17 protein-coding genes and 1 pseudogene are annotated in these 14,985 nt (G+C 72.7%); 7 read left to right on the top strand and 11 right to left on the bottom strand.

All coding sequences use genetic code 11. The annotated features are described in order from the left end of the window. Nucleotides 1-28: 28 nt before the first annotated feature. Together JK356_RS20770 and uvrB are read right to left on the bottom strand one after the other, a co-directional pair. Nucleotides 29-628: a TerD family protein gene (locus JK356_RS20770; protein WP_201870218.1), complete on the bottom strand. Its 600-nt coding sequence runs from the start codon at nucleotides 626-628 to the stop codon at nucleotides 29-31. A 62-nt stretch (nucleotides 629-690) separates the two neighbouring features. Next, complete coding sequence (gene uvrB, locus JK356_RS20765) at nucleotides 691-2,790, bottom strand: excinuclease ABC subunit UvrB (protein ID WP_201870217.1); 2,100 nt, start codon at nucleotides 2,788-2,790, stop codon at nucleotides 691-693. 173 nt (nucleotides 2,791-2,963) lie between these two features. On the opposite strand from uvrB, the pseudogene JK356_RS20760 reads away from it, so the two are divergent. Both JK356_RS20760 and JK356_RS20755 read left to right on the top strand, forming a co-directional pair. After that, nucleotides 2,964-3,854: pseudogene (locus JK356_RS20760) on the top strand (glycerophosphodiester phosphodiesterase). A 60-nt stretch (nucleotides 3,855-3,914) separates the two neighbouring features. Further along, complete coding sequence (locus tag JK356_RS20755; RefSeq protein ID WP_201870216.1) at nucleotides 3,915-4,466, top strand: methylated-DNA--[protein]-cysteine S-methyltransferase; 552 nt, start codon at nucleotides 3,915-3,917, stop codon at nucleotides 4,464-4,466. Between the two features lie 126 nt (nucleotides 4,467-4,592). On the opposite strand, the gene JK356_RS20750 is transcribed toward JK356_RS20755, so the two are convergent. From JK356_RS20750 to JK356_RS20740, 3 genes are all read right to left on the bottom strand, one after another. Continuing rightward, the gene (locus tag JK356_RS20750; protein ID WP_201870215.1) at nucleotides 4,593-5,282 is read right to left on the bottom strand and encodes a M23 family metallopeptidase; all 690 of its coding nucleotides are present in this window, start codon (nucleotides 5,280-5,282) and stop codon (nucleotides 4,593-4,595) included. 357 nt (nucleotides 5,283-5,639) lie between these two features. After that, nucleotides 5,640-6,404, bottom strand: a complete 765-nt coding sequence (locus tag JK356_RS20745) for a PIG-L deacetylase family protein (protein WP_236671677.1) — start codon at nucleotides 6,402-6,404, stop codon at nucleotides 5,640-5,642. Nucleotides 6,405-6,470: 66 nt separating this feature from the next. Further along, nucleotides 6,471-6,926 (bottom strand): type II toxin-antitoxin system PemK/MazF family toxin, encoded by a 456-nt coding sequence (locus tag JK356_RS20740; RefSeq protein ID WP_374100691.1) that lies wholly within the window; start codon nucleotides 6,924-6,926, stop codon nucleotides 6,471-6,473. A gap of 83 nt (nucleotides 6,927-7,009) precedes the next feature. Here JK356_RS20740 and JK356_RS20735 point away from each other — a divergent pair, with 83 nt between their 5' ends. Together JK356_RS20735 and JK356_RS20730 are read left to right on the top strand one after the other, a co-directional pair. Beyond that, nucleotides 7,010-7,456: a MarR family transcriptional regulator gene (locus JK356_RS20735; protein WP_201870214.1), complete on the top strand. Its 447-nt coding sequence runs from the start codon at nucleotides 7,010-7,012 to the stop codon at nucleotides 7,454-7,456. A gap of 56 nt (nucleotides 7,457-7,512) precedes the next feature. Continuing rightward, complete coding sequence (locus JK356_RS20730) at nucleotides 7,513-8,772, top strand: MFS transporter (RefSeq protein WP_201870213.1); 1,260 nt, start codon at nucleotides 7,513-7,515, stop codon at nucleotides 8,770-8,772. Nucleotides 8,773-8,792: 20 nt separating this feature from the next. Here the strand turns inward: JK356_RS20730 and JK356_RS20725 are convergent, their stop codons facing one another. The 3 genes from JK356_RS20725 to JK356_RS20715 form a co-directional block, all read right to left on the bottom strand. Next, a complete protein-coding gene (locus JK356_RS20725) occupies nucleotides 8,793-9,374 on the bottom strand; it encodes a hypothetical protein (protein WP_201870212.1) in 582 nt (193 codons plus the stop codon). Between the two features lie 96 nt (nucleotides 9,375-9,470). Further along, nucleotides 9,471-10,586, bottom strand: coding sequence for a DUF5954 family protein (locus tag JK356_RS20720; RefSeq protein ID WP_201870211.1), 1,116 nt, complete (start codon nucleotides 10,584-10,586; stop codon nucleotides 9,471-9,473). A 45-nt stretch (nucleotides 10,587-10,631) separates the two neighbouring features. After that, nucleotides 10,632-11,282, bottom strand: a complete 651-nt coding sequence (locus JK356_RS20715; RefSeq protein WP_201870210.1) for a uridine kinase — start codon at nucleotides 11,280-11,282, stop codon at nucleotides 10,632-10,634. A gap of 59 nt (nucleotides 11,283-11,341) precedes the next feature. Here JK356_RS20715 and JK356_RS22465 point away from each other — a divergent pair, with 59 nt between their 5' ends. The 3 genes from JK356_RS22465 to JK356_RS20705 all read left to right on the top strand — a co-directional run bounded on the left by JK356_RS22465 (nucleotide 11,342) and on the right by JK356_RS20705 (nucleotide 12,972). Next, nucleotides 11,342-11,506, top strand: a complete 165-nt coding sequence (locus JK356_RS22465; protein ID WP_307815813.1) for a hypothetical protein — start codon at nucleotides 11,342-11,344, stop codon at nucleotides 11,504-11,506. Beyond that, on the top strand, nucleotides 11,494-11,640 hold the full coding sequence (locus JK356_RS22460) for a hypothetical protein (protein WP_307815812.1): 147 nt from the start codon (nucleotides 11,494-11,496) through the stop codon (nucleotides 11,638-11,640). Before JK356_RS22465 ends, JK356_RS22460 begins: the two co-directional genes overlap by 13 nt. 105 nt (nucleotides 11,641-11,745) lie before the next feature. Continuing rightward, a complete protein-coding gene (locus tag JK356_RS20705; RefSeq protein ID WP_201870209.1) occupies nucleotides 11,746-12,972 on the top strand; it encodes an aromatic acid exporter family protein in 1,227 nt (408 codons plus the stop codon). Nucleotides 12,973-12,991: 19 nt separating this feature from the next. Here JK356_RS20705 and JK356_RS20700 read toward each other — a convergent pair whose 3' ends face one another. The 3 genes from JK356_RS20700 to JK356_RS20690 all read right to left on the bottom strand — a co-directional run bounded on the left by JK356_RS20700 (nucleotide 12,992) and on the right by JK356_RS20690 (nucleotide 14,880). Next, complete coding sequence (locus JK356_RS20700; protein WP_201870208.1) at nucleotides 12,992-13,744, bottom strand: hypothetical protein; 753 nt, start codon at nucleotides 13,742-13,744, stop codon at nucleotides 12,992-12,994. After that, on the bottom strand, nucleotides 13,741-14,367 hold the full coding sequence (locus tag JK356_RS20695; RefSeq protein WP_201870207.1) for a hypothetical protein: 627 nt from the start codon (nucleotides 14,365-14,367) through the stop codon (nucleotides 13,741-13,743). Before JK356_RS20695 ends, JK356_RS20700 begins: the two co-directional genes overlap by 4 nt. Nucleotides 14,368-14,520: 153 nt before the next feature. After that, a complete protein-coding gene (locus tag JK356_RS20690; protein ID WP_201870206.1) occupies nucleotides 14,521-14,880 on the bottom strand; it encodes a hypothetical protein in 360 nt (119 codons plus the stop codon). Between the last annotated feature and the right edge of the window lie 105 nt (nucleotides 14,881-14,985).

The raw sequence follows: 14,985 nt of genomic DNA, 5'->3' as shown, positions 1-14,985 counted from the left end.
CTCACAGCGAAGGCTCACAAACGAAGGCTCACAACAAAGGGGTGAGGGCGGGCAGCAGGTCCTGCAGGGTGCGGCCGGTGGCGGGCACCCCCAGTGCGGTCATCCGCCACCCGGCGTCCTCACGCCGCACCTTCGCCATGATCTGGGCGGTGACCTTGGCGTCGTCCCCGCCGCCGGACAGCGTGTACCGGGCCAGTTCCCGGCCGGTGGACTCCTCGACCAGCCGGCAGAACGCCTCGCCGAGCCGGGTGAACGCCTGGCCGGTGAAGGAGGTGACGGTGAAGAAGATCTGGTCGATCCGCTCCGGGACCTGGGCCAGCCGCACGGTGATCGACTCGTTGTCCTCCCGCCCGGCGCCACCGGTATGGCTGTCCCCGGTGTGGGTGACGGAGCCGTCGTCGCTGGTCAGCTTCCGGAAGTAGACGACGTCCGCGGCATGCTGCCCGGAGAAGAGCACGGCCGAGGCGTCCAGGTCGATGCCGCGCGGGCCGCGCAGCAGCCGGGAGACCAGGCCGCCGGAGTGAGGTGCGGCCTTCCATCCCAGGCCCATCCGGACGGTGGGCTGTCCGCCGCCCGGCGTCCGGGCGTCCAGGGTGAGGGACTGGCCCCGTGACAGGCTGACGCTCACACCGGTCTCCCTCCTGGCGCCTGTGCCTGGGGCCAGCCTACGCGGCCGTCCCCGGGGCGGCGTCACTTCAGGCCGGCCTCCCGCATCTGCCGCAGCTCCTTCTTCATCTCCGCGACCTGGTCACGCAGCCGCGCCGCGATTTCGAACTGGAGCTCCGCGGCCGCTGCCCGCATGCGCGCGGTCAGGTCCTCGATCTCCTCGGCCAGCTCGGTGGCGGGCCGGTCCGTCAGCGGCTTCTCCCTGCCCGGCGCGGTCTTGCCGGGCACCGGCGCCGTCTTGGGCTTGCCGGACTGGCGGTAGCCGGTCTCCAGCAGCTCCTGGGTGTCGACCTCTTCGCGGGCGATGGCGGCGACGATGTCGTTGATCCGCTTCCGCAGCGGCTGGGGGTCGATGCCGTTCGCCTCGTTGTACGCGATCTGCTTGGCGCGGCGGCGGTTGGTCTCGTCGATGGCCTTGCGCATCGCGGGCGTGACCGTGTCGGCGTACATGTGGACCTGGCCGGAGACGTTCCGCGCCGCACGGCCGATGGTCTGGATCAGCGACGTGCCCGAGCGGAGGAAGCCCTCCTTGTCCGCGTCGAGGATGGCCACCAGCGAGACCTCGGGCAGGTCAAGCCCCTCGCGCAGCAGATTGATGCCGACCAGGACGTCGTACTCGCCCGCGCGCAGCTCGCGCAGCAGCTCGACACGGCGCAGGGTGTCGACGTCGCTGTGGAGATAGCGGACGCGGATGCCGAGCTCCAGGAAGTAGTCGGTGAGATCCTCCGCCATCTTCTTGGTGAGGGTGGTGACCAGGACCCGCTCGTCCTTCTCGGTCCGCTCGCGGATCTCGTGCACCAGGTCGTCGATCTGGCCTTCGGTGGGCTTGACGACGACCTCGGGGTCGACCAGGCCGGTGGGGCGGATGATCTGCTCGACGACGCCGTCCGAGCGCGACAGCTCGTAGGGGCCGGGGGTGGCCGACAGGTACACCGTCTGCCCGATGCGCTCCAGGAACTCCTCCCACTTCAGCGGGCGGTTGTCCATGGCGGACGGCAGCCGGAAGCCGTGGTCCACGAGGGTGCGCTTGCGGGAGGCGTCTCCCTCGTACATGGCGCCGATCTGCGGCACGGTCACGTGCGACTCGTCGATGACGAGGAGGAAGTCGTCGGGGAAGTAGTCGAGCAGGGTGTGCGGCGGCGAGCCGGGCTCGCGCCCGTCGATGTGCAGCGAGTAGTTCTCGATGCCGGAGCAGGTGCCGATCTGCCGCATCATCTCGATGTCGTACGTCGTGCGCATCCGCAGCCGCTGCGCCTCCAGCAGCTTGCCCTGCCGCTCCAGCTCCGCCAGCCGCTCCGCCAGCTCCGCCTCGATGCCCGCGATGGCCCGTTCCATGCGCTCGGGGCCGGCCACGTAGTGCGAGGCGGGGAACACGTAGAGGTGCTCCTCCCGTGAGACCACCTCCCCGGTGACCGGGTGGAGCGTGGACAGTGCCTCGATCTCGTCGCCGAACATCTCGATGCGGACGGCCAGCTCCTCGTAGACCGGGAAGATCTCGATGGTGTCGCCCCGCACCCGGAACGTGCCGCGGGTGAACGCCATGTCGTTGCGCTGGTACTGGATGTCCACGAAGCGGCGCAGCAGCGCGTCCCGGTCGATTTCCTGGCCGACCCGCAGCGGCACCATGCGGTCGACGTACTCCTGCGGCGTGCCCAGGCCGTAGATGCAGGAGACGGAGGCCACGACCACGACGTCACGCCGGGTGAGCAGCGAGTTCGTCGCGCTGTGCCGCAGCCGCTCGACCTCCTCGTTGATCGAGGAGTCCTTCTCGATGTACGTGTCCGTCTGCGGCACGTACGCCTCTGGCTGGTAGTAGTCGTAGTACGACACGAAGTACTCGACCGCGTTGTGCGGCAGCAGCTCGCGGAACTCATTGGCCAGCTGGGCGGCAAGCGTCTTGTTCGGCGCCATCACGAGGGTGGGCCGCTGCAGCCGCTCGATCATCCAGGCCGTCGTGGCGGACTTGCCGGTGCCGGTCGCGCCGAGCAGCACGACGTCCTTCTCGCCGCCGCTGACGCGCCGCTCCAGCTCGTCGATGGCCGCCGGCTGGTCGCCGCTCGGCTGGTAGGGGCTGACGACCTTGAAAGGCGCCACCGTGCGTTCGATGTCAGAAACGGGCCGCATGGTCCCCACCGTACGACCCTCCACTGACAACGGCCCCGCTGACAGCCGCCCCGCTGCAGAAGGGCCCCGGACAGCACCAGGGTGTTCACGCGGCGGTCACCGGGTACTGTCTGTCCGTTCGCCCGGCGGGGCAGGCTCTTCTCGTCCCGGTCCTCTCGAGTGAGGAGTCCCCCATGCCGATACGCCGTGCCGTTCGCCGGTCCGCGCCGGCCCTCACGCTCGCCCTCACCGTCCTTGCCGCCCTGGCCGCTCCGGCCGCCGGGCAGGCCGCCGCGGCGGAGCCCGGCCAGGACGCCCCCCGCGTGGTCGCGCACCGGGGAGCCTCCGGGCACGCGCCGGAGAACACCGTGGCGGCGGCGGAGGCCGCCGCGGAGCTTGGTGCCCGGTGGGTCGAGACCGACGTCCAGCGGACCGCCGACGGCGAGCTGGTGCTGGTGCACGACGAGACGCTGGAGCGCACCACCAACGCGGAGGAGGTCTTCCCCGACCGGGCGCCGTGGAACGTGTCGGACTTCACCGCGGCGGAGATCGCGCAGCTGGACGCGGGCAGCTGGTACGGCGAGGAGTTCGCCGGCGAGCCCGTGCCGACGCTCACGGAGTTCCTGGCGGTGCTGGAGGAGAACGGTCAGGACCTGCTGCTGGAGCTGAAGTCGCCGGAGCTGTACCCGGGCATCGAACAGGAGGTGCTCGTGCAGCTGGCGGAGCAGGGCTGGCTGGGTGAGGACGCGGCGGGCGAGCTGGTGATCCAGAGCTTCAACGCCGACGCCGTACGGACCGTGCACGAGCTGGAGCCGTCCGTCACCACGGGGTTCCTGGGCACGCCGGACCCGGACGAGCTGGCCTAGTACGCGGAGTTCGCCGACCAGATCAACCCGCGGTACACGGACCTGACGGCCGGGTACGTCGCGGCCGTGCAGGAGCTGACCGGGCCGCATGGCAGGCCACTGGAGGTCCAGACCTGGACGGTCAACGAGCCGGAGGACGCCGTGCGCGTGGCCGCTCTCGGAGTGGACGGAATCATCACGGACGTGCCCGACGTGGTAGACGACGCCCTGGCGGGCTGACCCGGTGCCCGGGTCCGGCGCGGGGCGTCACTGTCAGTGGCGCCCCGTAGGGTGCGGGCCATGACGGAGACGAAGGGCACCGGGTTTCGCTGGACGGTGCGCGCCACCCCGGTGGGGCCGCTGCTGCTGGCGGCCACGGGCCGCGGTCTGGTCAGCGTCGTCTTCCACGCGGAGGGAGGGGCGCGTGACCGGGCGCTCCCGCGGCTGGCCGCGAGGCTGGGCGGCCCGCCCGTGCCCGACGACGGCCGCGACCCCGTGCTGGCGGGGGCGGCCGCGGAGCTGGACCGCTACTTCGCGGGCGGCCTGCGCGCCTTCCGCACGGCGCTGGACTGGTCGCTGGTCTCGGGCTTCACCGAGCGGGTGCTGCAGGAGCTGGCCGCGTCCGTGCCGTACGGCACCGTCGTCGGGTACCAGGAGCTGGCGGAGCGGGTCGGTGACGGCGGGGCGGCCCGGGCGGTGGGCGCCGCGATGGGCGCCAACCCGCTGCCGGTGATCGTGCCGTGCCACCGCGTGGTGGCGGCGGACGGCGGCATAGGCGGCTTCGGCGGCGGGCTGGCGGCTAAGCGTGAGCTGCTCGCGCTGGAGGGCGTGCTGCCGCAGCGCCTGTTCTGACCGGGCTTGCGCCGTGTCCGGGCCCCGGCACACGCGTGCCCGGCGGCGGCCGGGTGGCCGCCGCCGGGCATCGGCGGGGTGAGCAGCCGCGGCATCAGCGGTCGCGGCGCCGGACAGCAGGAGGCGTCAGAGGCTGACGTCCTTGTCCTTCAGGAACTGCACGGGGTCGATGGCCGAGCCGTAGTCCGGCGTGGTCCGCACCTCGAAGTGCAGGTGGGGGCCGCTGCTGTTGCCGGTGTTACCGGACCGGGCGATCTCCTGGCCCGTGGACACCGACTGGCCGACGCTCACCTCGACGCTCGACAGGTGGGCGTACTGGGTGTACGTGCCGTCCGAGTGCTTGATCACGACGGCGTTCCCGTACGCGGGGCCGTCGCCCGCGCCGTTGCCGCCGGCCTTCACGACGGTACCGCCGTGGACGGCGCGGACCTCTGTGCCGGACGGGACCGCGAAGTCCTGGCCGCTGTGGTCGGCGGCCCAGCGGCTGCCGCTCTCGGCGAAGGAGGCGGACAGCGCGTAGTCGGCGACCGGGCTGACCCAGGACTTGGCCTTGTCCTCAGCGGCCTCAGCGGCCTTGGCCGCCTCCTGCTGGGCCTCCGCCTGGCTCTGGGCGGACTTGGCCAGGTTCTCCGCAGTCAGCGCGGAGTCGAAAGCCGCGGCGACGTGGGTGGTACCGGAGTTGTCGGCGACCGCCCCGGCAGCCGTCGCCACGCCCGACGTACCCAGCAGGGCCGCGGCGCACAGGCCAGCCGTGACGGCACCGGCACGGGAACGGAAACGGAAGGCGGGGACGCGCTTCAGGGTGGAGTTCGACATGGGAGAGACAACCTCTCGATTGGGGAAATCCGCCTTGCGGCGTTATCGCTCCACCTTGATAACCACCGGCGCACTTCCGCAGCAAGCACCTCAATTACTAAGAAGAGCCGTAGAAAAAGCAGCGGGAATTAAGTCCCTTGCGATGATCTTTACCGCAGGTGAGAGCGGCACCTTCCCGAGTTCAAGCGCCCTGCTCACCGGCTCAGGGAAGGAAGACAGAAGCGTCAGCGGTCCGAAATTCCCGCCCGCACGGGACCAAAGTCCCAGCCCTTTGTCATTACTCGTTACTAAGCAGCGTCGTAGGGCCCCATATGCGTGTGTCGAGCGTCACGAATGACACCGAAGAGAGCGTCGGATTCAGCGTGGAAACAGCTCGAACGTCACGCAGGCCCTGCCGCCGAAACGCGCGGCCTCCGCCTGGGCGCTCTCGCTGAGGAGCGTGCGGGCGTAGTCCTCCGGCGCCCGGTCGCTGAGGGCCGCGATGTAGGCCCGGTGCTCAGCGAGCGAGGCGATGGCCCGCTCGAGGGAGCGCTCGCTGACGGCCTGGGCGTGCGTGGCCTGAGGGGAGGCCGCGACGGCGACCCACCGCACCCCGCCCCAGGGCTGGAGCCCGCCGTCCGCCAGCTGCTCGGGGAAGATCCACCGGTTCCCGGCGTCGCCCGCCGCATCCAGGACGGCACGCCCCACGGCCCGGTGATCGGGGGTGTTCCAGGCGTGCCCGTCCCAGGTGTCGCGGTGGTTGAGCGTGACCAGCAGCTCCGGCCGGTGCCTGCGGATCGCCGCGGTCAGGTCGCGCCGGAGGGCCACCCCCTCCTCGATCACGCCGTCCCGGTGGTCCAGGAACTCCACCGTGGTGACCCCCACGACGGCGGCGCTGGCGCGCTGCTCCGCCTCCCGCACCCGCGCGGACTCGTCGGGCGGCAGCCCGTCGATCCCGGCCTCTCCCCGGGTCACCAGCGTGTAGGAGACCTCGCGGCCGCTCGCGGTCCACTCGGCGATGGCCGCCGCGGCGCCGTACTCCAGGTCGTCGGGGTGGGCCACGATGGCGAGCGCGCGCCGCCAGCCTGCGGGCATCTCCGCCAGCCGCGGGGGCTCGGGGGATGCTGCGGGACGCGTTGTCATCGCCGTGGTCTCCTTCGCTGTGCGCACCAGCTGGCCGCTGCTCACCCTAAGCCGGGCCGGCCCGGTTCACCGCCAGCCGTGGCGCAGCCGCAGCGCGTCGACGACGCGGTTGTACCGCGCCCGGTCCAGCGCGCACGCCTCCCGCCGCATGCCGCTGGGGTGCACGCGCAGCACTCGTTCCAGGTGCACCCAGGACTCGCGGGCCTCCCGGTCCCACGGCCCGGTGCCGAGCGGCATCCACTCCCGGTCGTGGCTCCGGTCGCGGCTGGTGAGCTGCACGGCCAGCAGCGTCTGGGCGTTCTCCTCCCGCGCGATCACCAGGACGGGCCGGTCCTTGCCCCTGCCGTCGTTCTCTTCGTACGGCACCCAGGTCCACACGATCTCGCCCGGGTCAGGGTCGCCGTCGAAGGCGGGCGCGTACACCGCCCGCGCCCGGTCCAGCGCGCGCGGGTGCACCTCGACCGTCGCCCCGGCACCGCTGCGGCCGGGCACGTCCTCGCCCATTGTCATGTCCGTTGTCATGCGGACACACGCTAACGGCCGGCGCCCTGGCGCGGCATCCGCCCCCCTGGATACATACATAAGTGTGTTATACATTTATCTGCGTGGACGACGCGGCCGACGAGCACGACGAAGATCTGACCCGCCTGAGCGCCGCCCTGGAGCGGGCCGCGAGCTGGATCCGCAGGGCAACCCCACCAGGCGAGCTGAACCTGCTGGAAACCTCCGTGCTGAGCGCGCTGGCCGCCGACGGCCCGCTGCGGGTCACCGACCTCGCGGCGCGGGAGCGCGTCAGCCAGCCGGGCATGACCGGCATCGTCGCGCGCCTGGCCGGCGCCGGCCTGCTGGCCAAACGGCCGGACCCCGAGGACCGGCGCGCCGTGCTCCTCGAGGCCACCGAGGCAGGACGCGCCTACCTGGACGCCCGGCACGCCGCACGTGCCCGGGTCTTCGCCGCCCGCATCGCCACGCTGCCGCCGGACCAGCGGCGCGCGCTGCTGGCCACCATCGACGCGCTGACCGCGCTCACCGCCGAGCGAGACGACGCGTAGCCGGTCGACGGCATCCGTACGCACCCCGTCATCGCACACGCGAAGGGATAACCCGCATGAGTCAGCCCGGAACAGGGGCGGGCAGCGCCGTGCCCGCACAGGCCGCGCCGCCCGCCTCTCCGGCACCCCGCCAGCCGCACGACGCCACCCCCAGCCCGTTCCGCCAGCCACGGGCGGTATGGGCGGTGGCCTTCGCCTGCGTGGTGTCCTTCATGGGCATCGGGCTGGTTGACCCGATCCTCCCGGCCATATCTGAGCAGCTCGACGCCTCCCCCAGCCAGGTCACCCTGCTCTTCACCAGCTACCTGGTGGTCACGGCCGTGGCCATGCTGGTCACCGGCTGGGTCTCCAGCCGTCTGGGCGCCAAGCGCACCCTGCTGAGCGGCCTCGCCCTGATCGTCGTCTTCGCAGCGCTGGCGGGCGCGAGCGGCAGCGTGAACGGCATCATCGGCTTCCGCGCCGGCTGGGGCCTGGGCAACGCCCTGTTCATCGCCACCTCGCTCGCGGTCATCGTCGGGTCCGCCAGCGGCGGTTTCGCCGGGGCGATCGTGCTGTACGAGACGGCACTGGGCGTCGGCATCGCCACCGGCCCGCTCGTCGGCGGCCTGCTGGGAGAGGTCAGCTGGCGCGGCCCGTTCTTCGGCGTGTCGGTGCTGATGCTGATCGCGCTCGTCGCCACCGTCGTCCTGCTGCCCCCCACGCCGCGCGGCGACCGGCCCGAATCGCTCACCGAGCCACTGACGGCGCTGCGCCACCGGGCCCTGGCCACCACCAGCGTCACCGGCCTGCTGTACAACTGGGGCTTCTTCACCATGCTCGGCTACGCCCCGTTCCTGATGAACCTGTCAGCGATCAAGCTGGGCTGGGTCTTCTTCGGCTGGGGCGTGCTGGTGGCGCTGTTCGCGGTGCTCGGCGCCCCGCGGCTGCGCGACCGCCTGGGCACGCCGGTCACGCTGTACGGCAACCTGGTGCTGATGGCCGCCACGCTCGCGGTCATCGGCGTGTGGGCCGACCACCGTGCGGTGGTCATCGTGGCGGTGATCGTCTCCGGCGTGTTCGTCGGCGTCAATAACACGCTCGTGACCACGGCCGTCATGAGCATCGCCCCGGTGCCACGCCCCGTCGCCTCAGCCACCTACGGCTTCGTCCGCTTCATCGGCGGCGGGCTCGCGCCCTACGCGGCGGGCAAGCTCGTCGACCACTACAACGTCCACGTCCCGTTCCTGCTGGGCGCGGTGATGGTCGCGCTGGGCGCCGTGCTGCTGGCCACGGTGCACCGCCAGCTCGCCGGCGCCGACACCGGGCACCCGGCCTGACCGCCCGGCGGCGGCCGGGATCAGGCCTCTCCCTCGCCGCCGCCGAGCGCCGCCGCCATCGGCTCCCGGTGCGCGGGCGACCGCATCACCAGCCCGATCCATGACCCGTCCCGGAAGTGCACGTCCAGCCGCCCGCGCTGGAGCACGCCCTTCGGCCGCGGGCGGACGCCCGTGATCTCCGCGCGCTCCGTCTCCCAGCAGGGCACCATCTCGTCGGTGGGCTTCAGCCCCTTGAGCGCCAGGCGTGGCTGAAGCACCAGCACCCGGCGGTCGGTCACCACGAGGTCGCCGGCGTTCGCGACGACGTGGATGCGCAGCCGGCCCGCGGTGGAGCGCCAGCCGCCCGCCATGCCCCTGCCGTGCAGGCCCCGGCCGATCACGTTGCCCACCAGCACGTCCTGCGCGTACCCGCCCGCAGCCATCACCGTCCCGGCCTTCGTGGCCGGGGCGAGCTGCGGGTAGACCTCGCGCACCATCCAGAACGGCGGCTCCGGCACCCCAGGCGCCACGTGGAACTCCGCCGCGCACCGCAGCTGCTCGCCCTGCTCCAGAAACGGCAGCGCCCTGGCCGCCGCCTTCCCCGTCCGCGGATCGTCCGCCATGGCCGCTGTCCCCCGTCTCACCGCCGCACTCACTTAAATGGAGCAGCAGTGTACTGAGGGTGCGCCGGACGGCCCGCATGGTGTTCCCCGTACCCGCTACTCGTCCACGATGCCGTTGGCGCGGTCCCGGGCCGCCTGGACGTTGACCGGGTCCTCCGGGTCCCAGTCGGAGGGCCGCGGCGGCTCCGGTCCGTCGGGCCCAAGGCGCACCAGGCGTTCGATCCGGGTGACGCGGTAACACCGTCCCAGCGCCTCGATGGTGTCCAGGCGCGCGCTGCGCAGCCGGACCAGAGCGTCGGCGCAGTCGCGCAGCTGGCGCCTGGTCAGGGTCGGCTCGCCGGGCTCAAGAAGGCGGCGCTGGCGCGCGATGTGGTCGATGACCTGCTGCGGCAGCTCGGGGGCGGGGCGGTGGCCTGGCAGGCGGGGACGCAGTTCAGCGGGGAGGAGCATCTCGAAGAAGTCGGCGAGCTGGTCGCGGCTCTCCTGCGGGGTGTCGTGGCAGATGATGGTCTCCGGGCTCCACCTGCCGTTTCTCCGCTCGGACACGGTAAAGCCCGTGGGCAGCAGCACCCCGCCGGGATGGGTGCGCCGGGCGCGGACGGAGTCGGCGTAGACGTCGGCGGGCACGCCCCTGCGGGGATAGACGAACCGCAGCAGGTCTACCCGCAGCAGCCCTTCGGAGACACCCGTGGCCGCCGTGGGATCGATCAGGAACCCCTCGGAGCGCGGGCGGCTCCTGCCCGACCCGCCGATAGGAAGCGGATCGGGGTCGCTGGGGCGCGGCGGCTCGGGGCCATCGGGACCGAGCCGGGCGAACATGTCGCCCCGGGCGATGCGGAAGCGGCAGTCCCGGACGGTCAGATCGTCGGTCTTCTCCGACTCCATGGTGTGGGCACCGCCCATCCACGCCCGGTACCCGGCCTCGTCCCCCGCCTCCCTGGCGGCCGCGGCGCGGCGGCGGCACACCGATGCCAGGGCGTCACGGCAGCCCTGGGGCGCGGCCTCGTCGATGAGGAGGACCCGCCACCGGCCGTCGGGTTCCTGCTCGGTGACGGCGAAGAGGGGGCCTTGTCCGACGATGTCCGGATAGGCGTCTCTGGCCTCCCACGCCTCCGTGTCGGTCAGGACGGAGACGGGGTCGTCGGAGCGCGTCACGCGGATGACGCGGTGCGGTTCGGGGAGCTCGTCCGCGTCGCGGGGGAATACGGGCATGCGCGCATTGTGAGGCGGGAGGCGGCCGGTCCGCAGGACTTTGGCTCATCTGTGGGCGCGCGGGGGGTTGTTCCACGCCGGGCGGCGCGAGTCATCGGCGCGCACCAGGACGTGTGCGACGTCGGCGGGGGCCACTTCCGTTTCGTAGCGGGCGAACGCGGGCAGCATCCACTGCTCTTCCGGGGCGGTTCTGCGGGCCAGTGCGCCGGGGCTGAGGCTGAGGTGCACCACCAGGTCCGCGGGGAACCAGTGGCCGAGCAGCAGCGGGCCGTGCAGCAGGAGCACCCCGCCGGGCGGCAGGCGCACGCGCGGGCTGCGGGTGGCCCGGTCGCGCACGGGGTCCCACAGGTCGGGCAGCACCTCACCGCTGCCGCCCGGTTCCAGAGGCGCGAACACCTCACGCCACAGGGCGCCCGTGTCCAGCCACCGCTCGTAGTAGGCGTCCGGGTCGTGGCGGCCGTACTCCAGGCGGAGCGAGGCGGGACGCCAGAACCCGCCGGCGGCGACGGTCAGCGCCTCGCGCCCGCGCAGCCGGACCGCGGCGGCGAGGGCCGTGGCCAGGGCGCCGGGATCCGCCGCCGGGGCGCCGTCGACCAGCACGCGCGGCCAGGGCGAGCCGTCCCGCGTCGTCAGCGACACCGTGCGGTCGGCGAGTTCCTCGGTCAGCCGTTCCCAGGTGATGGCTTCGAGCCGCATGCCGCCATCCTGCGTCATCGGGCCCCGCCGCTGTCAGGGGCGGCTCCTGCGCATCGGGCATGCTGCGGACCGGATCGGTGATGGTGGGCGTGGCGGACGTGCGGCGGGCCGCGGAGTTCTGGTGCCGGGCGCTGGAGCACGTGCCGCGTGAGGAGGTGGCCGACGACTGGGCGGTCCTCGTTCCCGCCGGCGGCAGGCCGGGGCCGGGCTGTTGCCGGCGCTGAGCGAGACGCCGCCGCCCGCGTACCCGCAGACGCACCTGGACCTGTACCCGAGGGACGCCGCCTTCATCGTGCTGGCCGGCACGGAGGGCAACCGCTTCGGCGTCATCGGCACCGGCCGGGCCGACACGTCGTGAGAGCTGGGGTCCGGCCGGCAGCAAGCCGCATTTCCGAAATGTTAAGAAAACGCCTATAGGATCGATGCGGCGTCGTCACGCCGGACCCGAAGAAGGGAGGCGTCCGTGCCCAAGCCCCCCGATGTGGGCGAGCGCGTCGCACAGCTCGCGCAGCGGCGCAACGAACCCGTGGTGGTCCAGACGCTGCGGTCCACCGCCGCGGCGACGCTCGCGTACATCGCCGCCCGCTGGCTTACGGACGTGCCCGCCCCGCTGCTGGCCCCGCTGACGGCGCTGCTCGTCGTCCAGGTGACCCTCTTCGCCACTCTCACCAGCGGCATCCGGCGCGTGAACGCGGTGGTGGCCGGCGTGGTGCTGGCGACGGCCTTCAGCGTGATCGTCGGCCTCAGCTGGTGGAGTCTGGGACTGCTGATCCTCTGCGCGCTCAGCATGGGGCGCCTGGTCCGGGCACACGAGTTCGTCCCCGAGGTGGCCATCAGCGCCATGCTCGTCCTCGGCGTCACCCAGGTGACGGAGACCGCGCTCGACCGCGTCGTGGAGACGCTCATCGGCGCCGCCGTCGGGCTGCTGTTCAACCTGGTCTTCGTGCCGCCGGTCTGGGTCAGCACGGCAGAGGAGGACATCGAGGCGCAGGCCAACCGCATGCGGAATCTCCTGCTGCGCCTCTCCGAGGAGGTGGACGAGAGCCACACGCCGGTGCCGCGCGTCGCTGCCAGGCTGGAGGAGGCACGCCGTCTCGACCAGGAGGTGTCGGAGGTCGACGCCTCGCTGAGCCAGGCCGAGGAGAGCCTGCGTTTGAACCCGCGCGTCAAGGAAGGGCTCCTCACCCGCATGGTGCTGCGCACCGGTCTGGACACGCTGGAGGTCTGCGCCGTACTGCTGCGCTCCCTGACCCGCACGCTGACCGACCTGGCACAGCACCGCAGGAACGAACCACTGTTCGAGACCGAGACGGCGGGAACTCTGCGCGAGCTGTTCACGCGCCTCGGCGACGCCGTCAGCGCCTTCGCCGTCCTGATCACCAGCCAGGTCAGCGCTAACGCCGAGGAGGCGGAGGCACGGCTGACCGAGGAGCTCGACACCTGCCGGTCCCTGCGCGAACGCGTCGCCCGCATGCTGCTGGCCCGGGTCCAGGAGCACCCCCGCCAGTGGCAGCTCCACGGCGCCCTGCTGGCCAACGTCGACCGCATGCTCGACGAACTCGATGTCGAACGCCGCTCGGTCCACCTCGCCGAAGAACTCGACCGCTACTCCCGCGAACGCCACAACCGCCCCCGCGGCCTCCGCGGCCTGCGGCAGCGCCTCGCCGCCGCCACCCTCGGCATCGACTGACCCGCGCCTGCACCGCCCGTCAGCCGTCACATTCCACGCCGCCGCTCCGCGCAGGCACCAGGCGCACCTGCCCCGCCGGGACCCTCAGCGGGCCGCTCACGCCAGCGTCCCACAGCACGGCGACGTCCCCCGCCACGCCGAACGACAGGTACGGGCGCGACGGGTCGACCCGCCCCCCTTCGCCCGGCAGCCGCTCCACGGGAACGGTCGGCTCCACGCACGCCCACTCCGGCGTCACGCCGAAGTACAACGGCGGTTGCCTTCCCTCCCGCGCCGCCTCCTTCACGGCCGCGGCCGCGCGCCCCGCCGACTCGACGGCCAGCCCCGACACCGACACCAGCACCATCAGCAGGACCGCGACGTACACGAGCGCGTTGCCGCGCCCGGGCCGCACCAGGTGATAGTGCCTGGCAATGCCCCACCCAGCCGGCAGCAGCAGCCCCACACTGAGGTACGACAGCAACCGTCCCGCCGCGATGACCTGCCACACGCCCGGAACGGACAGCTCCTCAGGACTCAGTGAGAGCTGGTCCGCGTACAGGGCGTGCAGTACGGACCCCGCGCTCGCCAGGAGCGACACCACGGCTGAGAACGCCAGTGGCACGACCCACACCGCCCACTCCCCCCACGTCCACTGCCGCACCAGCAGCCAGATACCCGCGATCGTCAGCACGGCCAGCGCACCGAACAGCCACCGGCCCGCAGGTGGCGCGTCCCGGGCGACGACGGCGCACAGCGCCATGGCGGCGACCGCCCCGGCCAGGCGCGTCACGCGCCGTTCCCCGTCCTCCTCACGCCGCAGCACCGTTCCGGACCGCGCCCGGCTGTCCAGCGGCCTGACGTCCAGGCCCGAGGGCCGTGCCGTCCCGGCGACAGCGGTAACCGGGCCAGCCGCCACGCCTCCGACGGCGTGCCGGTGACCACCGCACCGGTGTCGCGCAGGCCCAGACGTTCCGCGGCCCGCGCCCGGGCCCTGGCCCACCGGTACGCCAGCAGGGTGCGGCGCGGCACCGGGCGGACCAGCGGCGGCGCCGGCCGGTGTGCCGTGGTATGCACGCGCCATTCGGGAAGCAGCTCGCGGTCCCGGTCCGCCAGCTCGGCGCGCCGCACGTACATCTCCAGCCGCGCCTCCCGCGCCAACCGCCGCACGCGCCACACTGCACCTCTTTCGGCCCGCCACGCCGAGCCGTACAACCGCACCTCGACGAGCAGCACACGTGCCCCGTCCCGCGGGCGCAGCACGCCGTCCGTCAGCCCTTGCCCCCGCTCCCCCGCCTCCTGCACGGGCCAGCCCTGGCGCTCGCAGGCGGCCATGGCCTCCTCAAGATCGCGCTGCCCGCCCCGTACCTCCACAAGCGCCAGCACCCGGCGGTCGAACCGCTTCCCTCTCCGCACGCCCGCCCCTCTCGCCAGCTCCCAGCATTCCCGGGGGACCCCCTGCTTCGGCACGCACCGCAACGCGCATGGTGCGGCGACGGGCAGAACGCCCGCACGACCGCGGCAACACGCGGACGAGGCCCGGGGCCTCACTGACCCGGTGGGGGAGAACTACGAGCCGAAGTGGAGGCCGCCGTGGATCTCCTTGGTCTGGATGACCGGCCCGTGCACGGTCGCGCCACCGGAGATGGTGTTGTGCACGGTGGTCTGCGAGGGGGCCAGCTCCTCCCGGTGGGTCTCCGCCCACTCCCGCAGGGCGGCGGCGAAGGCGTCGTCCTCGCGGGCACGGGCCGCGATCATCGCCACCAGCGCGTCGCGGTCCTCCGGCTCAGGGGCGGCCGGCTCCGCCTCGGCGCGGCCCGTGAGCCGCCGGGCCAGGGAGACGAGCGCCCGCCAGGCGCTGGCACCAGCCTCGCCCGCCGCGCTGTTCGCGGCGGCACCGGCCAGGGCGATCGCGGCTTCGAGGTCCATGCGCCCCACCGTACTGCGGCCGGTACGATCGCCGCCATGGCGCGGCGACAAGCCGGGGGGTTCCGGACACCGTGACCGAAGCGGCGAAGTAGGATGAAAACTTGT

Origin of the sequence: Streptomyces sp. 7-21, from assembly GCF_016741785.1 — a bacterium.
Classification (GTDB): Bacteria; Actinomycetota; Actinomycetes; order Streptomycetales; family Streptomycetaceae; genus Streptomyces.
This window is presented reverse-complemented; position numbering and strand designations above follow the sequence as displayed.